Source organism: Teredinibacter haidensis (genome assembly GCF_014211975.1).
GTDB classification, from domain to species: domain Bacteria; phylum Pseudomonadota; class Gammaproteobacteria; order Pseudomonadales; family Cellvibrionaceae; genus Teredinibacter; species Teredinibacter haidensis.
In genome coordinates this window covers 2,050,260-2,068,948 of sequence record NZ_CP060084.1, presented here as the reverse complement: position 1 = coordinate 2,068,948, position 18,689 = coordinate 2,050,260, and the positions used below count along the sequence as shown (strand labels likewise).

General features: G+C 47.9%; 15 protein-coding genes and 1 tRNA gene. 9 read left to right on the top strand and 7 right to left on the bottom strand.

Translation table 11 applies throughout. The annotated features are described in order from the left end of the window. Positions 1–20: 20 nt before the first annotated feature. The 6 genes from H5715_RS08245 to H5715_RS08220 all read right to left on the bottom strand — a co-directional run bounded on the left by H5715_RS08245 (position 21) and on the right by H5715_RS08220 (position 7,054). Positions 21–800, bottom strand: coding sequence for a PEP-CTERM sorting domain-containing protein (locus H5715_RS08245; RefSeq protein WP_075185158.1), 780 nt, complete (start codon positions 798–800; stop codon positions 21–23). Positions 801–1,265: 465 nt separating this feature from the next. After that, positions 1,266–1,961, bottom strand: a complete 696-nt coding sequence (locus H5715_RS08240; protein WP_075185159.1) for a GGDEF domain-containing protein — start codon at positions 1,959–1,961, stop codon at positions 1,266–1,268. An 89-nt stretch (positions 1,962–2,050) separates the two neighbouring features. After that, positions 2,051–3,238 (bottom strand): carboxynorspermidine decarboxylase, encoded by a 1,188-nt coding sequence (nspC, locus tag H5715_RS08235; RefSeq protein WP_075185160.1) that lies wholly within the window; start codon positions 3,236–3,238, stop codon positions 2,051–2,053. Further along, positions 3,238–4,437 (bottom strand): saccharopine dehydrogenase family protein, encoded by a 1,200-nt coding sequence (locus tag H5715_RS08230; protein ID WP_075185161.1) that lies wholly within the window; start codon positions 4,435–4,437, stop codon positions 3,238–3,240. Before H5715_RS08230 ends, nspC begins: the two co-directional genes overlap by 1 nt. 11 nt (positions 4,438–4,448) lie before the next feature. Further along, positions 4,449–6,368, bottom strand: coding sequence for a biosynthetic arginine decarboxylase (gene speA, locus H5715_RS08225; RefSeq protein ID WP_075185162.1), 1,920 nt, complete (start codon positions 6,366–6,368; stop codon positions 4,449–4,451). A 374-nt stretch (positions 6,369–6,742) separates the two neighbouring features. After that, positions 6,743–7,054 (bottom strand): HPF/RaiA family ribosome-associated protein, encoded by a 312-nt coding sequence (locus tag H5715_RS08220; protein ID WP_075185163.1) that lies wholly within the window; start codon positions 7,052–7,054, stop codon positions 6,743–6,745. A 248-nt stretch (positions 7,055–7,302) separates the two neighbouring features. Here H5715_RS08220 and H5715_RS08215 point away from each other — a divergent pair, with 248 nt between their 5' ends. The 3 genes from H5715_RS08215 to H5715_RS08205 all read left to right on the top strand — a co-directional run bounded on the left by H5715_RS08215 (position 7,303) and on the right by H5715_RS08205 (position 9,688). Continuing rightward, entirely contained in the window at positions 7,303–8,265 is a 963-nt protein-coding gene (locus tag H5715_RS08215) for a TIGR01777 family oxidoreductase (RefSeq protein ID WP_075185164.1), read from the top strand. A 200-nt stretch (positions 8,266–8,465) separates the two neighbouring features. After that, a complete protein-coding gene (locus tag H5715_RS08210; RefSeq protein ID WP_075185165.1) occupies positions 8,466–8,975 on the top strand; it encodes an Hsp20 family protein in 510 nt (169 codons plus the stop codon). A gap of 77 nt (positions 8,976–9,052) precedes the next feature. Continuing rightward, entirely contained in the window at positions 9,053–9,688 is a 636-nt protein-coding gene (locus tag H5715_RS08205) for a class I SAM-dependent methyltransferase (protein WP_075185166.1), read from the top strand. Here H5715_RS08205 and H5715_RS08200 read toward each other — a convergent pair. Further along, positions 9,685–10,674, bottom strand: a complete 990-nt coding sequence (locus H5715_RS08200) for a GlxA family transcriptional regulator (RefSeq protein ID WP_075185356.1) — start codon at positions 10,672–10,674, stop codon at positions 9,685–9,687. The genes H5715_RS08205 and H5715_RS08200 overlap by 4 nt on opposite strands. A 140-nt stretch (positions 10,675–10,814) precedes the next feature. Here H5715_RS08200 and H5715_RS08195 point away from each other — a divergent pair, with 140 nt between their 5' ends. From H5715_RS08195 to tig, 6 genes are all read left to right on the top strand, one after another. Next, entirely contained in the window at positions 10,815–12,668 is a 1,854-nt protein-coding gene (locus H5715_RS08195) for a beta-ketoacyl synthase (protein WP_075185167.1), read from the top strand. A gap of 21 nt (positions 12,669–12,689) precedes the next feature. Beyond that, complete coding sequence (locus tag H5715_RS08190) at positions 12,690–13,298, top strand: helix-turn-helix domain-containing protein (RefSeq protein ID WP_075185168.1); 609 nt, start codon at positions 12,690–12,692, stop codon at positions 13,296–13,298. A gap of 188 nt (positions 13,299–13,486) precedes the next feature. Further along, complete coding sequence (fadB, locus tag H5715_RS08185; protein WP_075185169.1) at positions 13,487–15,643, top strand: fatty acid oxidation complex subunit alpha FadB; 2,157 nt, start codon at positions 13,487–13,489, stop codon at positions 15,641–15,643. 10 nt (positions 15,644–15,653) lie between these two features. Then, positions 15,654–16,829, top strand: a complete 1,176-nt coding sequence (gene fadA / locus H5715_RS08180; RefSeq protein WP_075185170.1) for an acetyl-CoA C-acyltransferase FadA — start codon at positions 15,654–15,656, stop codon at positions 16,827–16,829. A 193-nt stretch (positions 16,830–17,022) separates the two neighbouring features. Continuing rightward, positions 17,023–17,107: transfer RNA gene (locus H5715_RS08175), tRNA-Leu, on the top strand. Positions 17,108–17,163: 56 nt separating this feature from the next. Continuing rightward, entirely contained in the window at positions 17,164–18,477 is a 1,314-nt protein-coding gene (tig, locus tag H5715_RS08170; RefSeq protein ID WP_075185171.1) for a trigger factor, read from the top strand. Positions 18,478–18,689: the final 212 nt, after the last annotated feature.

The window sequence follows — 18,689 nt, the reverse complement described above, 5'->3', positions numbered from 1 at the left end:
TGTAAATGTATTCGACTGGCTTAAGACAATCGTCTTGAGCGACACAGGCTAAGGCCGAGGATACCAATCCCCAGTAGAGCTAAGGTGCCTGGTTCCGCTACGCTGACGGTTTCGACAACGATGTTTTTTAGCTTGAATTTATGAACAGGTTCGCTGGCGACAAAACTGAAGTTGTTGGCAACTAGTGCGCCCGAATTAAAGGTACAGTCGTAGTAATTCCCAAGGTTGCTCGGATTTCGACCAGAGTTAACACAATCGGAGAACAGGTTATTGACATTAAACAGTGCTGTTCCCAATTTACTTGAATCGGCATATATGTCGGAACCATTTCCGCTTTCGTCGTGTTCTCCAACCCACCAGCTATCGTAAACAAAAAAACTGGCGCTCTTTAGTTGGTAATCATTGCCATCATTAAACGCGAGCTTTATACCTTCATCAATATTGTCTTCGCCGTCTACCGGGTAAATATCTTCCGGTGAAAAGAATGTATCAAAGCCACAGGACATAAAGTGGCGATGGGTACCATCCAAATTCGAGTCTGAGCATACATATAGACCGTAGCCGGGGGCTGCTCCCAAGCGGGCTTCAACGGTTGCGCCCGTATCGGTTCGGGCAAAAGCTGTGGCAGTAAGGGTGCTGCTATCGCTTCCGGTTAACAGTGCGGTGTCGGAGAAAGTACCAATATTTTTCGTCGAAAAATCGTAGGTAATCGTTGTTGCCTGTGTGTAAGAGGCAAAGGCTGTCAATGCCATTGCTAGGCACGCCCGCCCAATTTTTACAACAAGGTTGCGCTTTTGCATGGTGAATTCCCGATTTTTCTTTGGTGCCCTGAATGGTCAGCCGAGGAACTTTGATGTGTTGCCAAGGCATCTAGGAAACATGTGGCTATGCTGATTATAGAGGTATTATAGCAAAAATCAGGCCAGGCTTTGATTTGCTATTAAATACAAAGGGTTATCTGCTGTGGAGTATCTGTCTGATACTACGCTTGTAAAAATGCGCGACACACCACGGAGACCTATTATTAAGTCCATACATGTTCTGGGATAGTCCGAAACATTCATTTGCAATGTGTACTTTGCGGTTAATGGCGGAAAAAGTTCAATGCAAGAAGGGGGAGTTTTGGCGGCACCCTTTGAGGTCTCTTGGCCCCTTATCTGTTTGGGGTCTCTTTTTGAAAGATGGATGCATTTTTGCGGAGAGTCGTCTTGATTTTGGAAAAGCCAGGAGACCAGGGCATATTCGGATTTGAGGTTCCCTAGGCTTTAGCTGGGAGGTTCGAATAGGTCGTTTAATGCGCTCTTCTCTTCGGTACTCACCATTTGCCTGGATTTGTGTTCATCTTGAATTTTTCCGTGGCGAACGCAGTTTCTGCCTTCATGTTTGGCTTTATAGAGCCATGTATCAACTCGGGCGACAAACGCCTGTGGGCTTTCGGCTTTGCTCGAAATAAACGTGTCGGCGCCGATACTGGCGGAGACTGGAATATCGATCCCCTTGTGGGAAATGACATTACTGGTGATCATTATCCTTAGTCGCTCAGCAACTTGCGTGGCGATTAGCAGGGGAGTGGAGGGTAGAAGTATGGCAAATTCTTCTCCTCCGTAGCGACAGGGGATATCCAGTTTACGGATGGACTTTTGCAGCATGTTGGCGGTTTGCTTGAGTACCTCATCGCCAGCTATGTGGCCCCAGGTATCATTTATGCGCTTGAAGTGATCGAGGTCCAAGAGTAATAGCGTGGTTGGCTGCCCTGTTCGCTGAGTTCGTTCCATCTCCTGCTGAAGAGCAAGCTGGAAGTGGCGATTGTTATACAGGCCGGTGAGTGCATCCGTGTGAGCTTCTTGCTTGAGCTGTTCTACGGTTTCTCTAAGCTGTATAAGCTCACTCAAAATGGGACAGGATTCTTCACCCTTGGGGCACTCAAGTGTGGAGAGGTTTTTACTGTCCGTTTCACTCATTCGATCAGCCTGCGAAATGTCTATGTGTGTTTGTGATATAGCTATCCAGGGCCCCACTTAGTTGTAACGTTATTATATTTAGCTATGCCTTAGGATAGGCGCTGTTTAAAGTCGTCGTACCCAAAGTGTTTAATTATACGCAACTTTTGGGTTTCGCTGCTCCAAACCGCAATGGAAGGTAAGTTAATACCATTAAACGTGCTGTTTTTCACCATGGTATAGATGCCCATGTCTTCAAACGTGAGCCTTTGGCCTATGACTAAGGGCTTGGTAAAACTATAGTCGCCAATAACATCACCTGCTAAGCAACTTGGGCCGCCAAGTCGATAGGTTAGGGGGTGCTCATTGGGCTCTCCTGCCCCGGTGAGGCGAGGGCGGTATGGCATTTCTAGTACATCGGGCATATGACAGGTTGCGGAAGCGTCCACAATTGCTAGGTCCATGGTGTTGTGCAATGTATCCAGAACCTCGGTTACCAGTATGCCCGCGTCGAGAGCGATGGCTTCGCCGGGCTCCAAATACACCTGTACCTGATATTTTTGCTGAAAGTCTTTGATGCGCTCGACAAGGCCATCAATATCATAGCCTTCGCGGGTAATATGGTGTCCGCCTCCAAAGTTAACCCAGGTCAACTGATGCAGTGTTTCGCCAAAGGCATTTTCTACTGCGTCTAGTGTGCGGGAAAGGGGGCCGAATTCCTGTTCACATAGCGTGTGGAAATGTAGGCCGCTAATGCCGTCCAAGTTTACCTGGGTAAAATCGTGTGCGCGAATCCCCATGCGGGAGCAGGGCGCGCAGGGATCGTACATGGGGGTTTCGCCTTCGGAGTGTTCTGGGTTGATTCGTAAACCGAACTCAATACCACGCCCGCAATTTTTTTGATAATTCAGGGCTCGCTCACGATAGAGGTGCCATTGATTCACGGAGTTAAATACTAAGTGATCGGAAAGCTGGAGCAGGGAATCGAATTCCTGGGGGCGTATTGCCGCAGAATAGGTATGCACTTCACTTTTAAATTCTTCGCGGCCCAATCTAGCTTCATTTAATCCGCTTGCGCATACGCCTTTCAGGTAGCGCATAATCAGTGGCGCAAGGGAAAACATGGAGAAGGCTTTCAGTGCGAGCAAAACTTTGGCCCCGCTGCGCTCCTGAACCTGTTTCAGAATTTGCAGGTTAGCTTCAATTTTGGCCTCGTCGATAACGTAGCACGGACTGGGTACGGCATTAGGGTCGAACGAGCCGAAATTCGGCTCGCCGTTTTGCGTGGTATTACCCATTAACTGGAGAGCCCTGTAGTGTCGAGCTCAACCACTGTCCAGGGCAGGCCGTATTTGTTCAGATCTTCCATAAATGGATCGGGATCGAACTGCTCCATATTCCAAACGCCGTCAGCCTTCCACTTTCCTTCCAGTATCATTTTGGCACCGATCATGGCCGGAACACCGGTGGTATAGGAAATGGCTTGGGATTGAACTTCCTCATAACATTTTTCGTGATCGCAAATGTTATAGATGTAGACAGTCTTTTCCTTACCGTTTTTTATACCTTTGGCAACACAGCCAATACAGGTGCGGCCTTTGGTTAATGGTCCCAGGCTGGATGGGTCCGGTAGAACCGCTTTCAAAAATTGCAGTGGAACGATCTCGGTGCCGTTATAGTTAACGGGCTTAATACCCGTCATACCGACATTCTGTAATACTTCCAAGTGCTTCAAATAGTTTTCAGAGAAAGTCATCCAGAAACGTGCGCGTTTAATTTCCGGGAAGTGTTTGGTGAGGGACTCCAGCTCTTCGTGGTACATAAGGTAGATATCTTTCGGGCCAATACCTTCAGGGAAATCGTAGCTGTCTTTTACGGAGAGAGGATCCGTTTCTTCCCATTGCCCCTCCTGCCAGAAGCGACCTTTGGCGGTAACTTCGCGAATATTGATTTCTGGATTGAAGTTGGTGGCAAAGGGTTGGCCGTGGTCACCAGCATTGCAGTCAATAATATCCAGCTCGTGAATTTCATCGAGATAGTGTTTGCGAATATAGGCGGTATAGACGTTGGTAACGCCAGGGTCGAAACCACTACCAAGCAGGGCCATACGGTTGTTTTCAACAAATTTTTGCTGGTAAGCCCATTGCCATTTGTATTCGAATTTGGCTTCTTCGGGGGGCTCGTAGTTGGCGGTATCCAGGTAGTCCACACCGGCATTCAGGCAGGCATCCATTATTGGTAGATCCTGGTACGGCAGTGCGACATTGATTACGAGGTCGGGTTTTTCTGCCTCAAGCAGAGCGGTCATTTGCTCCACGTTATCGGCATCGACCTGTGCTGTGCGAATGGGGCGGCTCAGCTGTGCGGCAATGGCCTTGCATTTGTCTTCATTGCGGCTGGCGAGGATGATCTCGCTGAAGACGTCGGGAAGCTGTGCGCATTTGTGGGTGACAACACTACCCACTCCACCGGCGCCTACGATAATGACTTTGCTCATGTTGATTCCTCTTACTCTTTCTCGTAGTAGGTGTAGCCTTGCATGCTTTCAGAAAAGGCTTTCATAATGGTTTGACGTTCGGAAGCGCTAATATGCCCTTGTCTAACCGAACGCTCGGCAATTTTACGGAAGCGTTCGCGTAATTGTTGTGGCTGATATTCCACATAGCTGAGAACATCGGCAATGCTGTCACCTTCAATTTCATCTGCGAATTCATAGCTGCCATCTTCATTAAAACGTACGCTGACAACATTGGGGTCACCGAACAAATTATGTAGGTCACCCAGGGTTTCCTGGTATGCGCCCACGAGGAAAACACCAATAAAATATTCTTCTTCGCCAATCATTGGGTGAAGGGGAATGGTGGTGTTAGTGCTGTGCATATTGGTGAAACGGTCTATCTTCCCGTCACAGTCGCAGGTGATGTCGGCAATTATTGCCTGCCTAGTTGGCTGCTCGTCTAACCGGTGAATAGGGGCGATGGGGAAGATCTGATCAATTGCCCACACATCAGGTAGCGATTGGAAAAGACTAAAATTTCCGTAGTAAATATCGGAAAGCTGTTCGCGTAGTTTGTCTATTTCCTGAAGTGGACGTTTGGCTCTGTCGGAAACGTCTAACACTTTCTTCATAATGAGTAAGAAAAGGTTTTCCGCCAGGGATCGCGAGCGCAAGCCAAGCTGACCGCGCTTAAAGAGCTCGCGGACCTCGTCGCGGTAGAAAATGGCATCGTTGTAGCATTCCTGCATGTTTTTTTCTGACAGTGAATCTACAGTTTCTTTCAGGTTATGAATTAATTTGTGTTCACTTTCTTCAATGGTTTCGGGAACGGCGCCTGGCTCGAAGGTGGCGACATCCAGTACATTAAAAACGAGTACCGATGAGTAGGCGATGGTGGCACGGCCCGATTCGGTAATGATCGTGGGGTGCGTGATGTTCTCCGGGTCGAGTGTGCTCATGACTACATCGACGATATCGGCACAGTATTCGCTCAGGGTGTAGTTCTTCGAGTGTATGTAGTTGGTTTTGCTGCCATCGTAATCCACGGCTAGGCCACCGCCCAGATCGAGGAACTGCATATTGGCGCCTTCTCGGACCAAGTCCATATAGACCTGGCAGGCCTCCACTACACCGTTGCGGATATCACGAATATTAGGGATTTGTGAGCCCAGGTGATAGTGCAATAATTGTAGGCAGTCGAGCATATTTTCAGCGCGCAGGATGTCTATCATTTCAACGAGCTGTGCGATAGAAAGACCAAAAATGCTACGGTCACCGCTGGTGGCGTTCCAGTGGCCTCCGACAACTGAAGCGAGCTTTACTCTAACGCCAATAAGCGGCTTGATTCCCAGTACCCGGCTACGATCGAGAATAATGGGGAGTTCGCTGAGCGTTTCGACAACGAAAACACAGCTGTAACCCATTTTTCGTGCCTGTAGACCGAGATCGATAAATTCCTGGTCTTTATAACCGTTGCAGACGATATGAGCATCCGGTGATTCCAGGTGGGCTAGGGCGATTATCAGTTCCGGTTTAGAGCCCGCCTCTAGGCCGTGCCCGTATTTGGCTCCAGCCTTGGCTATTTCTTCAATGACGTGACACTGCTGGTTCACTTTAATAGGAAACACACCACGATATTGGCCTTGGTAACCTGCAGTCGTAATCGCTTCATTGAAAGCATCATTCAAACGACCAATTTGTTGTTCCAGCAGGTCTTCAAAGCGCACCAGAACGGGGGCATCCAGGCCACGATCCTTAATGTCTTGAATGATTTGCAGTAGCGGCGTTTCTATGGTGGTACCACAGTTATCTGTGGTAACGCTTAAAAGGCCGTCGGAAGTGGTGTTGAAATAGCCCACTCCCCAATCATTAATGCCGTAGATTTCCGCAGAGTCTTTGGCTGTCCAGCTGCGGTTAACGTTTTTTTTCAAAGATGTTTGCTCTCATATCAATAGGTAACGTCATCACTCTAATCGCCTCAAAGGGCAAGCTTTTGTTAAAACTGAGGAGCGATAACCGGGCCGGGTTCAGCACAGAAGTTCTCCTGCGGGGCATGGGAGCTCTGTGGCCTGGGGGCGAGCGAATTCTAGCTTGAAATTATCGGCTATGCACGAAAATTGTAGTCGCTATGGGGGCGCTGTCTTTGTGTTGATTGGGGGGCGTGGTAAGCGCTATGTAACGAGCCCCTAAGGTGGTAATTTTTGCCTGTAACGGATGGTTAGGTTTTGTTTGGGAGTAATGCGACTGTACACGCTAAACCGGGATACGAAAAATGCCCGGTTTAGCGCCGCTCGGGGTGTTCAGGTTAGTGGCGAGAGCTCTTCTTTCGATCAGCCTCTTCTTTTAGCTTGCGCTCACAGGTAGCGAAAGCATCTCGCACGGCGATATGGACAGAGGGGTCGTCGTGACTGACCGTAATTGGAGAGCCCTTAATCCCCAGTTCAATGGAGGCGCGGTACATTTTACCTTTGTGTTTATGATTGTGCGGCGAGTCTAGGACAACCCGACTGTGGATAATTGAGTCTGAGTAGCGGTGTAGCTTTTCTACTTTTTTGTGGATAGTACTGTTTAATGCGGGGGATGGGTCAAGATCACGGTATACAACATTAACATTCATAGGCGAACCTCCATCAGTGCCTTCGACGAAATCAAAATGTAGTTGGTGAGCCCACAACCTAATCATGGCGCTTTAAAAAAAAAATTCAAGAAGTTTTTAAGAATAATTTCCGGCGCTGTTATACCGTTTTGATCGGAATAGGTCTGAGGCAATAAGGCTCTGGTTTGTTTGGCCGATATCAGCGTATACTTTCCCGATAAACAAGGTGGTTTGATAATAATAAAACAATCGAAGAAACAGGAGCGTCTGTGGCATCTACCGTGGTGTTCATTAATGGCGGTACGGGGTTTATTGGCCGCGCGTTATGCTCCGCCTTGTTAAAACTGTCGTGCCATCAATCACCCTTCGGCAATAACCCTTCTTTCACCGAGACACCTGCTCAGCAACATTATCAACTGTATGTGCAGACGCGCATGCCTAGTCATCATCGTCATCGGCAAATCACCTTCCTTTCCTCATATCGCGACTTACCCGATGGCTGTGTACCGAATATTGTCGTGAATCTGGCGGGTGCACCAATCGCGGAAAAAAGATGGACACAAAGGCAAAAAAAAGTGTTGCTAGACAGCCGTATTCGTCTGACAGAAAATTTGCTAAAAGCAGTAAAAAGTAAAGGGCACAAGCCGAATGTTTTACTGAACGCTTCCGCTATTGGTTATTACGGCGTTCGAGGGGAGGAAGTGTTAACGGAAATTAGTGATAAAGGTGAGGGCTTTGCCTCGGAGCTTTGTGATCAGTGGGAGTCGTCTGCAGAGAGATTCTCCGCGCTGGGTTCTCGTATCTGTATTTTTCGTATTGGTGTTGTTTTGGGTCCGGGGGGGGGCGCTGTAAGTAAATTGTTGCCGATCTTTAATATGGCTCTCGGCGGGCCGATTGCGGGGGGGCAGCAATGGTTTTCATGGATACATATTTGTGACCTTGTTCGAATGTTTATTGCCGCTATGCATGATCCTTCTTTTCGGGGCGTTTTCAATGCAACTGCACCAAATCCGGTTCGCCAGATTGATTTTGCCCGGGCACTAGGGGGAGCATTAAATCGGCCAACATTTCTGCCTACTCCAGCGCTGGCGCTTAAACTCCTTTATGGGCAGATGGCGGATGAACTATTGATCGGAGGCCAACATGTTCTACCTGTTTGCGCCCAGAAAATTGGTTTTCCATTTCAGCACCCCTTGTTGCCGTCGGCGCTTGCCGATGTTACGCAACGATAATTTTTTTGTAGTTCTCTCTTGAAAAATATTTTACCGCCTTTATATCTTAATTGAGCTCGCTGAAAAGGAGCTTTTCTTTCATTGGTTGTCGTCGGCAAGTCCTATGGATTGTTTGACAGATCAATAAAAGTATATCTAAAACCCGGTTTGATCATTTAGATAAACCACTTTAAATATTGCTCAAATAAGAGGATATAGTTATGCGTAATTTCGATTTTTCCCCATTATACCGTTCTTCCATTGGCTTTGACCGTATGGCCAACTTGCTTGATAACCTGTCGCGTGCAGAGCAAAGCCAACCAACTTACCCGCCTTACAATATTGAATTGACAGGTGAGGATCAGTACCGTATTTCGATGGCTGTTGCAGGCTTTGATGAATCCGAATTGAATATTGAAACCAAACAAAATAGTTTGTTAGTGACAGGTAATAAAGCCGAATCGAAAGTAGAATCCAGGCAGTTTCTACATCAGGGTATTGCCGCCAGGAATTTTGAACGTCGCTTTCAGCTGGCTGATTATGTGAAGGTTGCGGGCGCTTCGTTGGCAAATGGTTTACTGCATGTTGAACTTGTGCGCGAAATTCCAGAAGCGATGAAGCCTCGAACTATTGAAATTTCTTCGGTGCAGCGCGAAGCTAGGCTGGAAAAAACAGAGAGCGAGTCAGTGCCGGTAGATATTGCCTCGTCACAGGTCAATAAGGTTGCATAAACCTTCTTTACTTATCTAAAACTCTATAAAAGAGGTCGGTTTTTCGGCCTCTTTTTTTGCTTTTCCGGTAATTGTTTATGAATAGCTGTCCGCTGTGCTTAAGCTACAATAACCGTCTTTTTTATCGTAATAAGCTTCGAGACTATCTGTGTTGTAGTGACTGTAGCTTAGTTTTTGTTCCCAGGCAGTTTCACTTGAGTATGGAGAAGGAAAAGGCCGAATACGATAAGCACGAGAATTCACCCGAAGATCAGGCTTACAGAAATTTTTTGAATCGTTTGGTTGCGCCAATGCTCAAGTTTCTCACTGTTCATGATAAAGGTTTGGATTTTGGCTGTGGTCCGGGGCCTACCTTGTCCGTTATGTTTGAGGAAGAAGGGATAGACGTTGTGAATTACGATCAGTTTTATGCCTTGGACAGAACCCTTTTACAGTCGACCTATAATTTTATTACGGCAACGGAGGTTGTTGAGCATCTTCGCAATCCCGGTGTTGAGCTATTAGCACTGTGGGATATACTAGAATCAGGTGGTTATTTTGGTGTAATGACCAAGCTGGTTATCGACCAGGAGAGTTTTTCGTCCTGGCATTATAAGAACGATCCTACCCATATCAGTTTTTTCACGCATGATACGTTGAAACATCTGGAAACCACTTGGAATGCAACGTTAACGGTGGTTGCGCCAGATAGTTTTATTTTTCGGAAACCTTAAGGTGAAAACAATTTTGCTCGTACTGTTGTGCGGTATTGGCTTGGCGTTGTGCCGTGTTTAAGTTTGAATAGTTTTGTGAAGTGGTTGGAGTCCTGATACCCGGAACGGAAGACGATTTCACTAATACTTAAATTTGTGTTTTGCAATAAATCCTTGGCGCTATCTAAGCGAATGTTCTTCAAGTAGTTCAAGGGAGTTGTATGGGTCGCGGCTTTAAATCGGCGGTTAAATGTACGTACGCTCATGCCAAATTGTTCAGCCAGCCCACTCAATTTTATATCACCGTTGTAGTGATGTTGGAGCCATTCCTGCGCTTGCACAATAGATTCATCTGGATGAAGGGTGTGAGTTTCCTGAAAGGCGCTTGTGGTATAGGCGCTGCGAATTTCGTGAAAAAAATGCCGTTCAACGTTGCTGGCGATATGATCGTTGAAGTGTTGTTGAATAAAGTAAATATTCAAATCGGCTAGTGCGTTGATGCTGCCGGTACAATAGATATTGCCAGCCTGGGTAATAAAATGATTTCGTTTCAATTGAATATTCGGGAATTGCTGCGCAAAACGATCGAAGTAATACCAGTGTGTTGTGGCAGGTTTACCTTCCAAAAGTCCGGCTTCTGCCAAAAACCAACAACCCGTTCCGACTCCCGCCAGAATACTGCCGTGTTGAAAATGCTGTTGAAGCCATGGAATAACGGTTCTATTGGTTTTTAGTGTCGGCTCCGGGTTTCTCCACAGCGCAGGTAGGTAAACAATGTCCGCCAGGGGGGATGCTTCAATAGAGCAATCGGGGGTCAGCGTGAAACCGGTGTGAGTTTTTATGGGTGCCCCGCTAGTAGAGGCTAATGTTACTTTTAGGTGCTTTTTTTTCAGTGTTGCATCTGTTCCGGTACGGGCAAATATACTTGCTGCGCGGAGTTGCTCCAGAGGTAGTGTAGCGCTGGTTGCGAGCATGTTATCGCAAAGCAGAAAGGTGACTTTGAGCATATTTTGACCAGGTGAGTGGGCGTATGGCCAATATACCATGGTTTTGTGGCCGGAATGCCAGCTCGCTTTGCGCCGCCTATCAATAGACTGTGCTCCATTGATTATTACTTTCAGCGATCTACTAGAGAGTTCCGAAAATTATGGCGAATTTCTTACCCCTTATTGTTGGTTTTGGTGGATATAACGCAGCGGGTCGAAGTTCCGGATACCGGTCTTATGAGCGGATGATTCTGGAAAGCCTAGCAGCTGATCAGCGCCAGCAAACCGTTGAATCGCTTTCTCATTTGATGGGAATTCCTGGAGCAGATGAGCAGCAAGTCCTGGATGGTACCCTGGTCCGCCAGGTTGAGTCCGGCTTTTTTAATGTTAATAACACGCCTCAAGGCAAGCGCATCACTTTACAGGCGGACGAGCAGAAGCCCGCTAAGTTCGTTATTGCCGGCAAGGACTTACCTCACCCGCTGCCCGATCACTGGACAGCAGAGCCATTGGATGAGGGGGGCAAGCGCTATCAGATTCTTATCGACAGTGATCAAACCCTAACCTTAAGTTGTACCAGCAAAATGCCGGTGCAGGCGGCCGGGCAGTTACCGAGTGGTTTCAATCCTGGTAGCCACTACCGCTCGCAAAATCATCCTCGCGGCTTGCAAATGTCGATTCTCGCTGCGAGCGACGCGGTGAAGTCGATGGGGGTTGATTGGCAGGAGGCTGCTCGTCATGTATCGCCGGATGCTATTGCGGTATACAGCAGCAGTGTTATGACACAGCTGGATAGCACAGGTTTTGGGGGTATGATGCAGGCGCGCCAACTAGCGACTCGCGTCACCTCCAAGCAGTTGGCGATGGGCCTAAATACTATGCCAGCCGACTTCGTTAATGCCTATGTCCTGGGTAGCGTCGGCGCTACAGGTGGTATTACCGGCGCTTGTGCAACGTTCCTATACAACCTGAGGCAGGGGGTAGACGAGATTCGTAGCGGCCGCCGCAAGATTGTTGTGGTCGGTGCCAGTGAGGCGCCTATTATCCCTGAGGTTATGGATGGCTATTCCGCCATGAGTGCGCTGGCGACGGATGCTGACCTGCTAAAGCTGGATGGGCTTCACTCCAGTGAAACCCCAAATCACCGCCGTGCCAGTCGGCCATTTGGCGAGAACTGTGGGTTTACTTTGGCGGAATCATCCCAATTTGTTGTGTTAATGGCTGACGATCTGGCAATTAAGCTCGGCGCTCAGGTTTACGGTGCTGTTCCCGGTGTATATGTGAATGCAGATGGACATAAAAAGTCTATTTCCGCTCCCGGTGCCGGCAACTACATCACCATGGCCAAGGCAGTGGCGCTTGCGCGGACGCTACTGGGTGACGATGCTCTCAGGCAGCGCAGCTTTGTTCATGCCCACGGCTCTAGTACACCGCAAAACCGCATTACGGAATCACGTATTTTTGATGAAGTAGCCAAAGCTTTCGGTATTGAATCCTGGCCAGTTGCGGCGGTGAAATCCTATCTTGGTCATTCCCTTGGGCCAGCTAGTGGCGACCAGCTGGTCGCTAGCTTGGGAACCTTTGCTTATGGCTATGTGCCGGGGATCAAAACGATCGATTCCGTAGCCAGTGATGTTTATGCCGATCGTCTGCAAATCAGTAAAACGGATATTGAGATGGGGGTGGAAGGTTGTGATATTGCCTTCCTCAACTCTAAGGGTTTTGGCGGCAACAATGCAACAGCAACGGTGCTGTCTCCCCGTGTACTGGAAGGTTTCCTGAGCAAGCGTTACAGCAACGTTCAGATGAGAGCCTTTCGCCAGCGTCAGGAGCAATCTGCGCAGGTGGCGGCCAATTATCAGGCCAAAGCGGATAAAGCTCAATTGGAGCCGATTTACGCATTTGGCACAGATTTAATCGACGAAGACAGTATTATTATCTCGCACAACTCAATTTCCTTGCCCGGTTACGAACAGCCGATTACATTAGGCGACGATGAAGGTTTTTCTTTTTAAGACGCAACAATAGGGGCGCCTATGTCCGAGCCGACCAGCAGTGACGATAAAAAAATTGCGCGTGATACATCCCGGACTATTACAGGTAATTGGGGTGAGCGCCTCCAGGGGCTGAGAAAGCAGCAGGGCTTGTCGCAAAGGGAGTTGGCGCGTAGGGCAGAGGTAACCAACAGCACGCTGTCGATGATTGAGCAGGGTAAAGTCAGCCCGTCCGTGAGTTCTCTGGAGAAAATATTAGCGGCGATCCCTATGACGCTGCAGGAATTTTTCTCTGATAATTTGGAAATCGCGCCGCCAGTTTTTCGTTCAGGGGACTTTGTGAAAGTTCAAAAAGATGGAACGGAAAACTGGATTATGCCGCTGTCGGAATCTGGTCGGGATGGAGTTTACGTTTCCCGTCAGCGTTATGCGCCCGGCGCCCAGATAGCCTCTGAATGGATGATTCGCAAAGGCTTTGTGGGCGGCATTGTCGTTTCTGGAGAGCTAATTCTGCGGCTGGATGGTAATGAATACCAGCTCTCGGCGGGAGAGGGCTTTCATTTTTCTCTGCACCGTTCCCACTCTATTTCCAATAGAAGCCAACACGAATGTATTGTGATTTCGGCTTCGTTCAGCGATAGGCGCGAATAGTCGCCATACTCTTCCTATGGTCATTTGATTAATGGCAGGCCATTGCCTACCCTCTACCGCCATTTTGTTCCATACTGCAAAATATGTGATGGATAACGACATCGATTTCAGTCGAATTGAATAGTGTTTGCCGCCAGGCTTTTCCCTATGGTGGTAGCCCTTCACTCCGCGGAATAAATGAGGTGAACATGATATTTAATGGTCAGGCGTTTCAGCTACAAGAGCTGGATCATGGGTTTGTCGAACTGCAGTTTAACCTTCAGGGTGAATCAGTTAACAAGTTTAATGCTGTCGCGTTGAATGAGTTAGAGAAGGTTTTAGCCCTTTTGGAACAGCGTACAGAAACAAAAGGTTTAATATTTACGAGTGGCAAAGGCGTATTTGTTGTCGGTGCTGATGTCACAGAGTTTGGCCCTGTTTTTGCCCAGGGGGAGCAAGGCATCAAGGCCTTTGTTGGAAAAACCAATGCAATCTTTAGTCGTATCGAGGATCTGCCTTTTCCGACAGTGGCGGCTATTAATGGTTTTTGTCTTGGCGGCGGAATGGAAGTTGTCTTGGCTTGTGATTTTCGTGTGGCGAGTATATCTGCGAAAGTCGGTTTGCCAGAAACCAAACTTGGTTTGATTCCCGGGTGGGGCGGAACGGTGAGACTACCACGGCTGGCCGGTGTGGACGTTGCAATTGAGTGGATCGCTTCTGGCAAAGATAACAAGGCCAGTGTGGCGTTGGCGGCTGGCGTTGTGGATGGTGTTGTTGATGATGAAAAACTTCATGTTGCAGCCCTCAAAGTCTTAACTCATGCGGTTGAAGGTAAGTTGGATTACCGCGCGCGAAGGAACCAGAAAAAATCACCGCTCAGGCATAACGATATCGAAGCGCTATTAGCTTTTGAAAGCGCAAAAGCCTTGGTGAAAGCTCAGGCAGGTTATCATTATCCTGCGCCGGTAACGGCAATAAAAGCCATGCAGGAAGCTGCTAAGCTTGGTCGCGATGAAGCCATCGATATTGAAACACGTTATTTTGCAGAGTTGGCACAAACGTCCGCCGCACGAAGCCTAGTGGGTTTGTTTTTAAGCGATCAATTGGTGAGTAAAAAGGCCAAAACTCTTGCGCAAGCAGCGGGGAAAAAAGTGGAAAGCTCTGCAGTGCTGGGAGCCGGTATTATGGGTGGGGGTATTGCTTACCAATCGGCGTATAAAGGTACGCCTATCAAAATGAAGGATATTGCGCAGGAAGGTTTGGATTTAGGTTTGGCCGAAGCGGCGAAATTATTAAATAAACAAGTGAGTCGCGGCAGAATCGATTCAGCGAAAATGGCCGAGGTGCTTAATCGCATTCAAGCAACATTAAGTTACGATCGGTTTGATGAAGTTGATGTTGTTGTCGAGGCGGTGGTTGAAAGCCCCAAAATCAAACATGCTGTTTTAGCCGAAGTGGAAAAGCATATTCGTGAAGACGCCATCCTGTGTTCAAACACCTCGACTATTTCCATTAATTACTTGTCTGAAGCATTGATGCGTCCCGAAAATTTTTGTGGAATGCATTTCTTTAACCCTGTTCATGCTATGCCTTTGGTAGAGGTTATTCGCGGGGAAAAGACGTCTGATCTCGCGATCGCCCGAACGGTTGCCTACGCTAATACACTGGGTAAAAAGGCTATTGTTGTCAATGATTGTCCGGGTTTTTTAGTTAACCGTGTTTTGTTCCCTTATTTTTCGGGCTTTGCTATGTTACTGCGCGATGGCGCCGATTTTCAGTGGGTCGATAAAGTTATGGAACGCTGGGGTTGGCCTATGGGGCCTGCGTATTTAATGGATGTTGTGGGTATCGATACGGGCGTTCACGCCGAAGCTGTTATGGCAGATGGGTTTCCCGATCGAATGACAAAAGGTTTTATGGCCGCGTCCGATATTTTATTTAAAGCAGAGCGTTTTGGGCAAAAAAATGGTAAGGGTTTTTATAACTACCAGCCGGACACCAAAGGCAAGCCACAGAAAATACCTACGAACGAAAGTTACGAGTTGTTGCAATTGTATGTGGCCGAAAAACAGGATTTCTCTGAAGAAGAAATTATTGTTCGCATGATGGCTCCAATGGTGACGGAATTAGCGCGGTGCCTTGAAGAGGGTGTCGTGGCTTCCGCTGCCGAGGCGGATATGGCGTTGATTTATGGCTTAGGGTTCCCGCCATTTAGGGGTGGCATTTTTCGCTGGCTGGACACAATAGGTATAGAAACTTTCAGAAATATGCTCGAACCGCTTGCAGGTCTTGGTCCGTTCTATGAGATGACATCGGGTATGACTGAGCACTTCAATAATAAAACAACCTATTATCCCGTCGCGTGAGGTGATCAGCATGAGTTTAAATCCAAGAGATGTTGTTGTTGTCGATTATGCTCGCACCCCAATGGGTCGTTCAAAAAATGGCTGCTTTCGCCACGTTCGAGCTGAAAATTTAAGCAGCGCTTTGATACGGGGCTTATTGGCCCGCAACGCGAGTATTGACGCTGAAGATATCGATGACCTTATCTGGGGTTGCGTGATGCAGCGCGGAGAGCAGGGCTTCAATATCGGGCGGAATGTCGTGTTAAGTTCTGGGCTTCCCCACAGTGTCCCCGGGCAAACTGTCAACCGCTTATGCGGGTCATCCATGTCTGCACTGCATACTGCCGCCGCCAATATTATGGCTGGCCTGGGAGATTTCTACCTTGTGGGCGGTGTTGAGCACATGGGACATATCGATATGACCGAGGGTGTGGATCAAAACCCCGCTTTAGGTTTATCGATCGCAAAGGCGGCGGGAGCCATGGGGATTACCGCTGAATACTTGGCGCTGCTGCACGGTATTACCCGGGAGCAAATGGATGAATTTGGCGCCCGTTCCCACCAGCGAGCGGACGCCGCACGTAGTGGCGGCCAGTTTGCGCGGGAGATTATCCCCATTGTGGGCCACGATGAGGATGGAGCTCCTATGCTGGTTGAGCATGATGAGACCATCCGCCCCGAAACAACGGCAGAAATACTTTCAACGTTAAAGCCTGTTTTTAATCCAAAAGGTGGAACCGTCACTGCGGGGACATCCTCCCAGGTTACTGACGGAGCTTCGGCCATGCTGGTGATGTCCGCAGAGAAAGCGCAGGCAATGGGCTTAGCGCCGATTGCTCGCATACGTGCAATGGCTTTAGCCGGAGTCGACCCGTCCATTATGGGGTATGGGCCTGTGCCCTCAACGCAGAAGGCCTTAACACTTGCGGGGTTGGAAATGGGCGATATCGAGAGGGTAGAGCTAAATGAAGCTTTTGCCGCACAAGCTCTTCCGGTATTAAAAGATCTGAACCTTCTCGATGCCATGGATGAAAAGGTCAATCTCTATGGCGGCGCCATTGCCCTTGGGCACCCATTTGGTTGCTCGGGTACTCGAATTTCCGGCACATTACTGTCGGTTATGCAGGATACAGACGCCACTTTGGGTGCCTCTACTATGTGTATTGGTTTGGGGCAGGGTATTACTACTATCTTTGAACGCGTATAGCTCAGTAGATCCCTGCGTTGGATATTGTTCGGCGCAGGTATTAGCTTCTTGTTGAACCCCTATGGGGTCTGTGGCACAATTGCCACCCTTCAATTCGCAGCCTCTAGGTTTTGTCGGTAAATTGTTGTTTAAAAACAACGAGTTAGGTGGCAATATTGCTATTTTGGGGCTGTGAGTGCTGCAAGCGGGTTATGCGGTCGTGGCGGAATTGGTAGACGCGCTAGATTTAGGTTCTAGTGCCGTAAGGTGTGAGAGTTCAAGTCTCTCCGACCGCACCATTAACTCTTTAATTTAGATACGAAGATTAAATCTCAAGAACTTTACGAGGAACAAGATGCAAGTTTCCATTGAAACAACATCTGGCTTAGAGCGTCGTTTAACCGTCGGTATCCCTGCTGACATCGTTGACCAGGAAGTAGATAAGCGTTTGAAAGACGCGACCAAGTCGGTGCGCATAAACGGCTTTCGCAAAGGTAAGGTTCCTTTAAAGGTTGTTAAGCAGCGTTACGGTGCTGGCATCCGTCAGGAGGTTGTCGGCGATACCATACAGCGTACTTTTTATGATGCTATACAGCAGGAATCTGTGCGTCCCGCCGGGCAGCCGAATATTGAGCCCAAGCAGATGGAAGAGGGCAAGGATATTGAATATATTGCCACTTTCGAAGTTTACCCGGAAGTAGAGCTGAAAGGCTTGGACGAGCTGGATATCACCCGCTACGACGCGGATATTGAAGATGTCGACTTGGATAAAATGATTGAGTCGTTGCGCAAAGGTCAGGTGACCTGGAACCCTGTTAAGCGTAAATCTAAGAAGGGCGATAAAGTTGTTATCGATTTCGTAGGTAAAATTGACGGAGAAACCTTCGAAGGCGGTAGCGCCGAAGGTCATAATCTTACGCTGGGCTCCGACTCGATGATTCCCGGGTTTGAGAAGGGGATTATTGGTATGAAGGCTGGTGAGAGCGGCGTTGTAAGTGCCACTTTCCCCGATGACTATCAGGCTGAAGCGTTGCGTGGAAAAGAAGCTGCTTTTGATATTACCGTAAATGAGGTTCAGGGCGAAAAATTGCCTGCACTGAACGATGAATTTTTTGCCAAATTTGGCATTGAAGACGGTGGCGAAGAGAAATTTCGCGCCGATGTTAAAGAAAATATGGAGCGCGAAAAGCAGCGCGCCATTAAGGCCAAGCTAAAAGATCAGGTGATGTCCGCGTTGCTCGAGGCCAACCCTATAGAGTTGCCAGCAGCTTTGGTTGATAGTGAAATCAATGCGTTGCGACAGCAAATGGTTCAGCAGTATGGCCAAGCAGCCGCAAATCTAGACCTTAAAGCCTTGTTGCCTGACGATATGTTTAAAGCTCAAGCAGAGCGTCGCACGGCTTTGGCACTGTTGATTTCTGAGCTGGTGAAAGAAAAAGAGCTGAAGGCAGATAAAGATCTTGTTCGCTCTTTGATCGAGGAAACGGCTTCAACTTATGAAGATCCAGAGCAGGTTGTGAACTACTACTACAGTAATGAGCAGTTGTTGACTAGCGTAGAAGCTGCCGCACTGGAAGAGCAGGTTGTTAGCGTATTGTTGGAACAGTCGAAAGTAAATGACGAAAAAGTTAGTTACGAAGAAATTGTCAAGCCGGCAGAGAGTGCTTGATTCAGTGTGTAGGTTTTACTACAACGCTTAAAAACAGCTCCTTTTAAGGAGCTGTTTTTTTATGTGCTTGTTAATTATGCAGCATCAAAAGATTTTATTGTTTTTCGTGTAAAGATATAAATATTGTCTAATGCTTAGCCAAACATAAAATAATCTCACCTTATTGCAGCTACAATCATTGTATGTCGGAAGTCTGCCCTTATAATGGAATA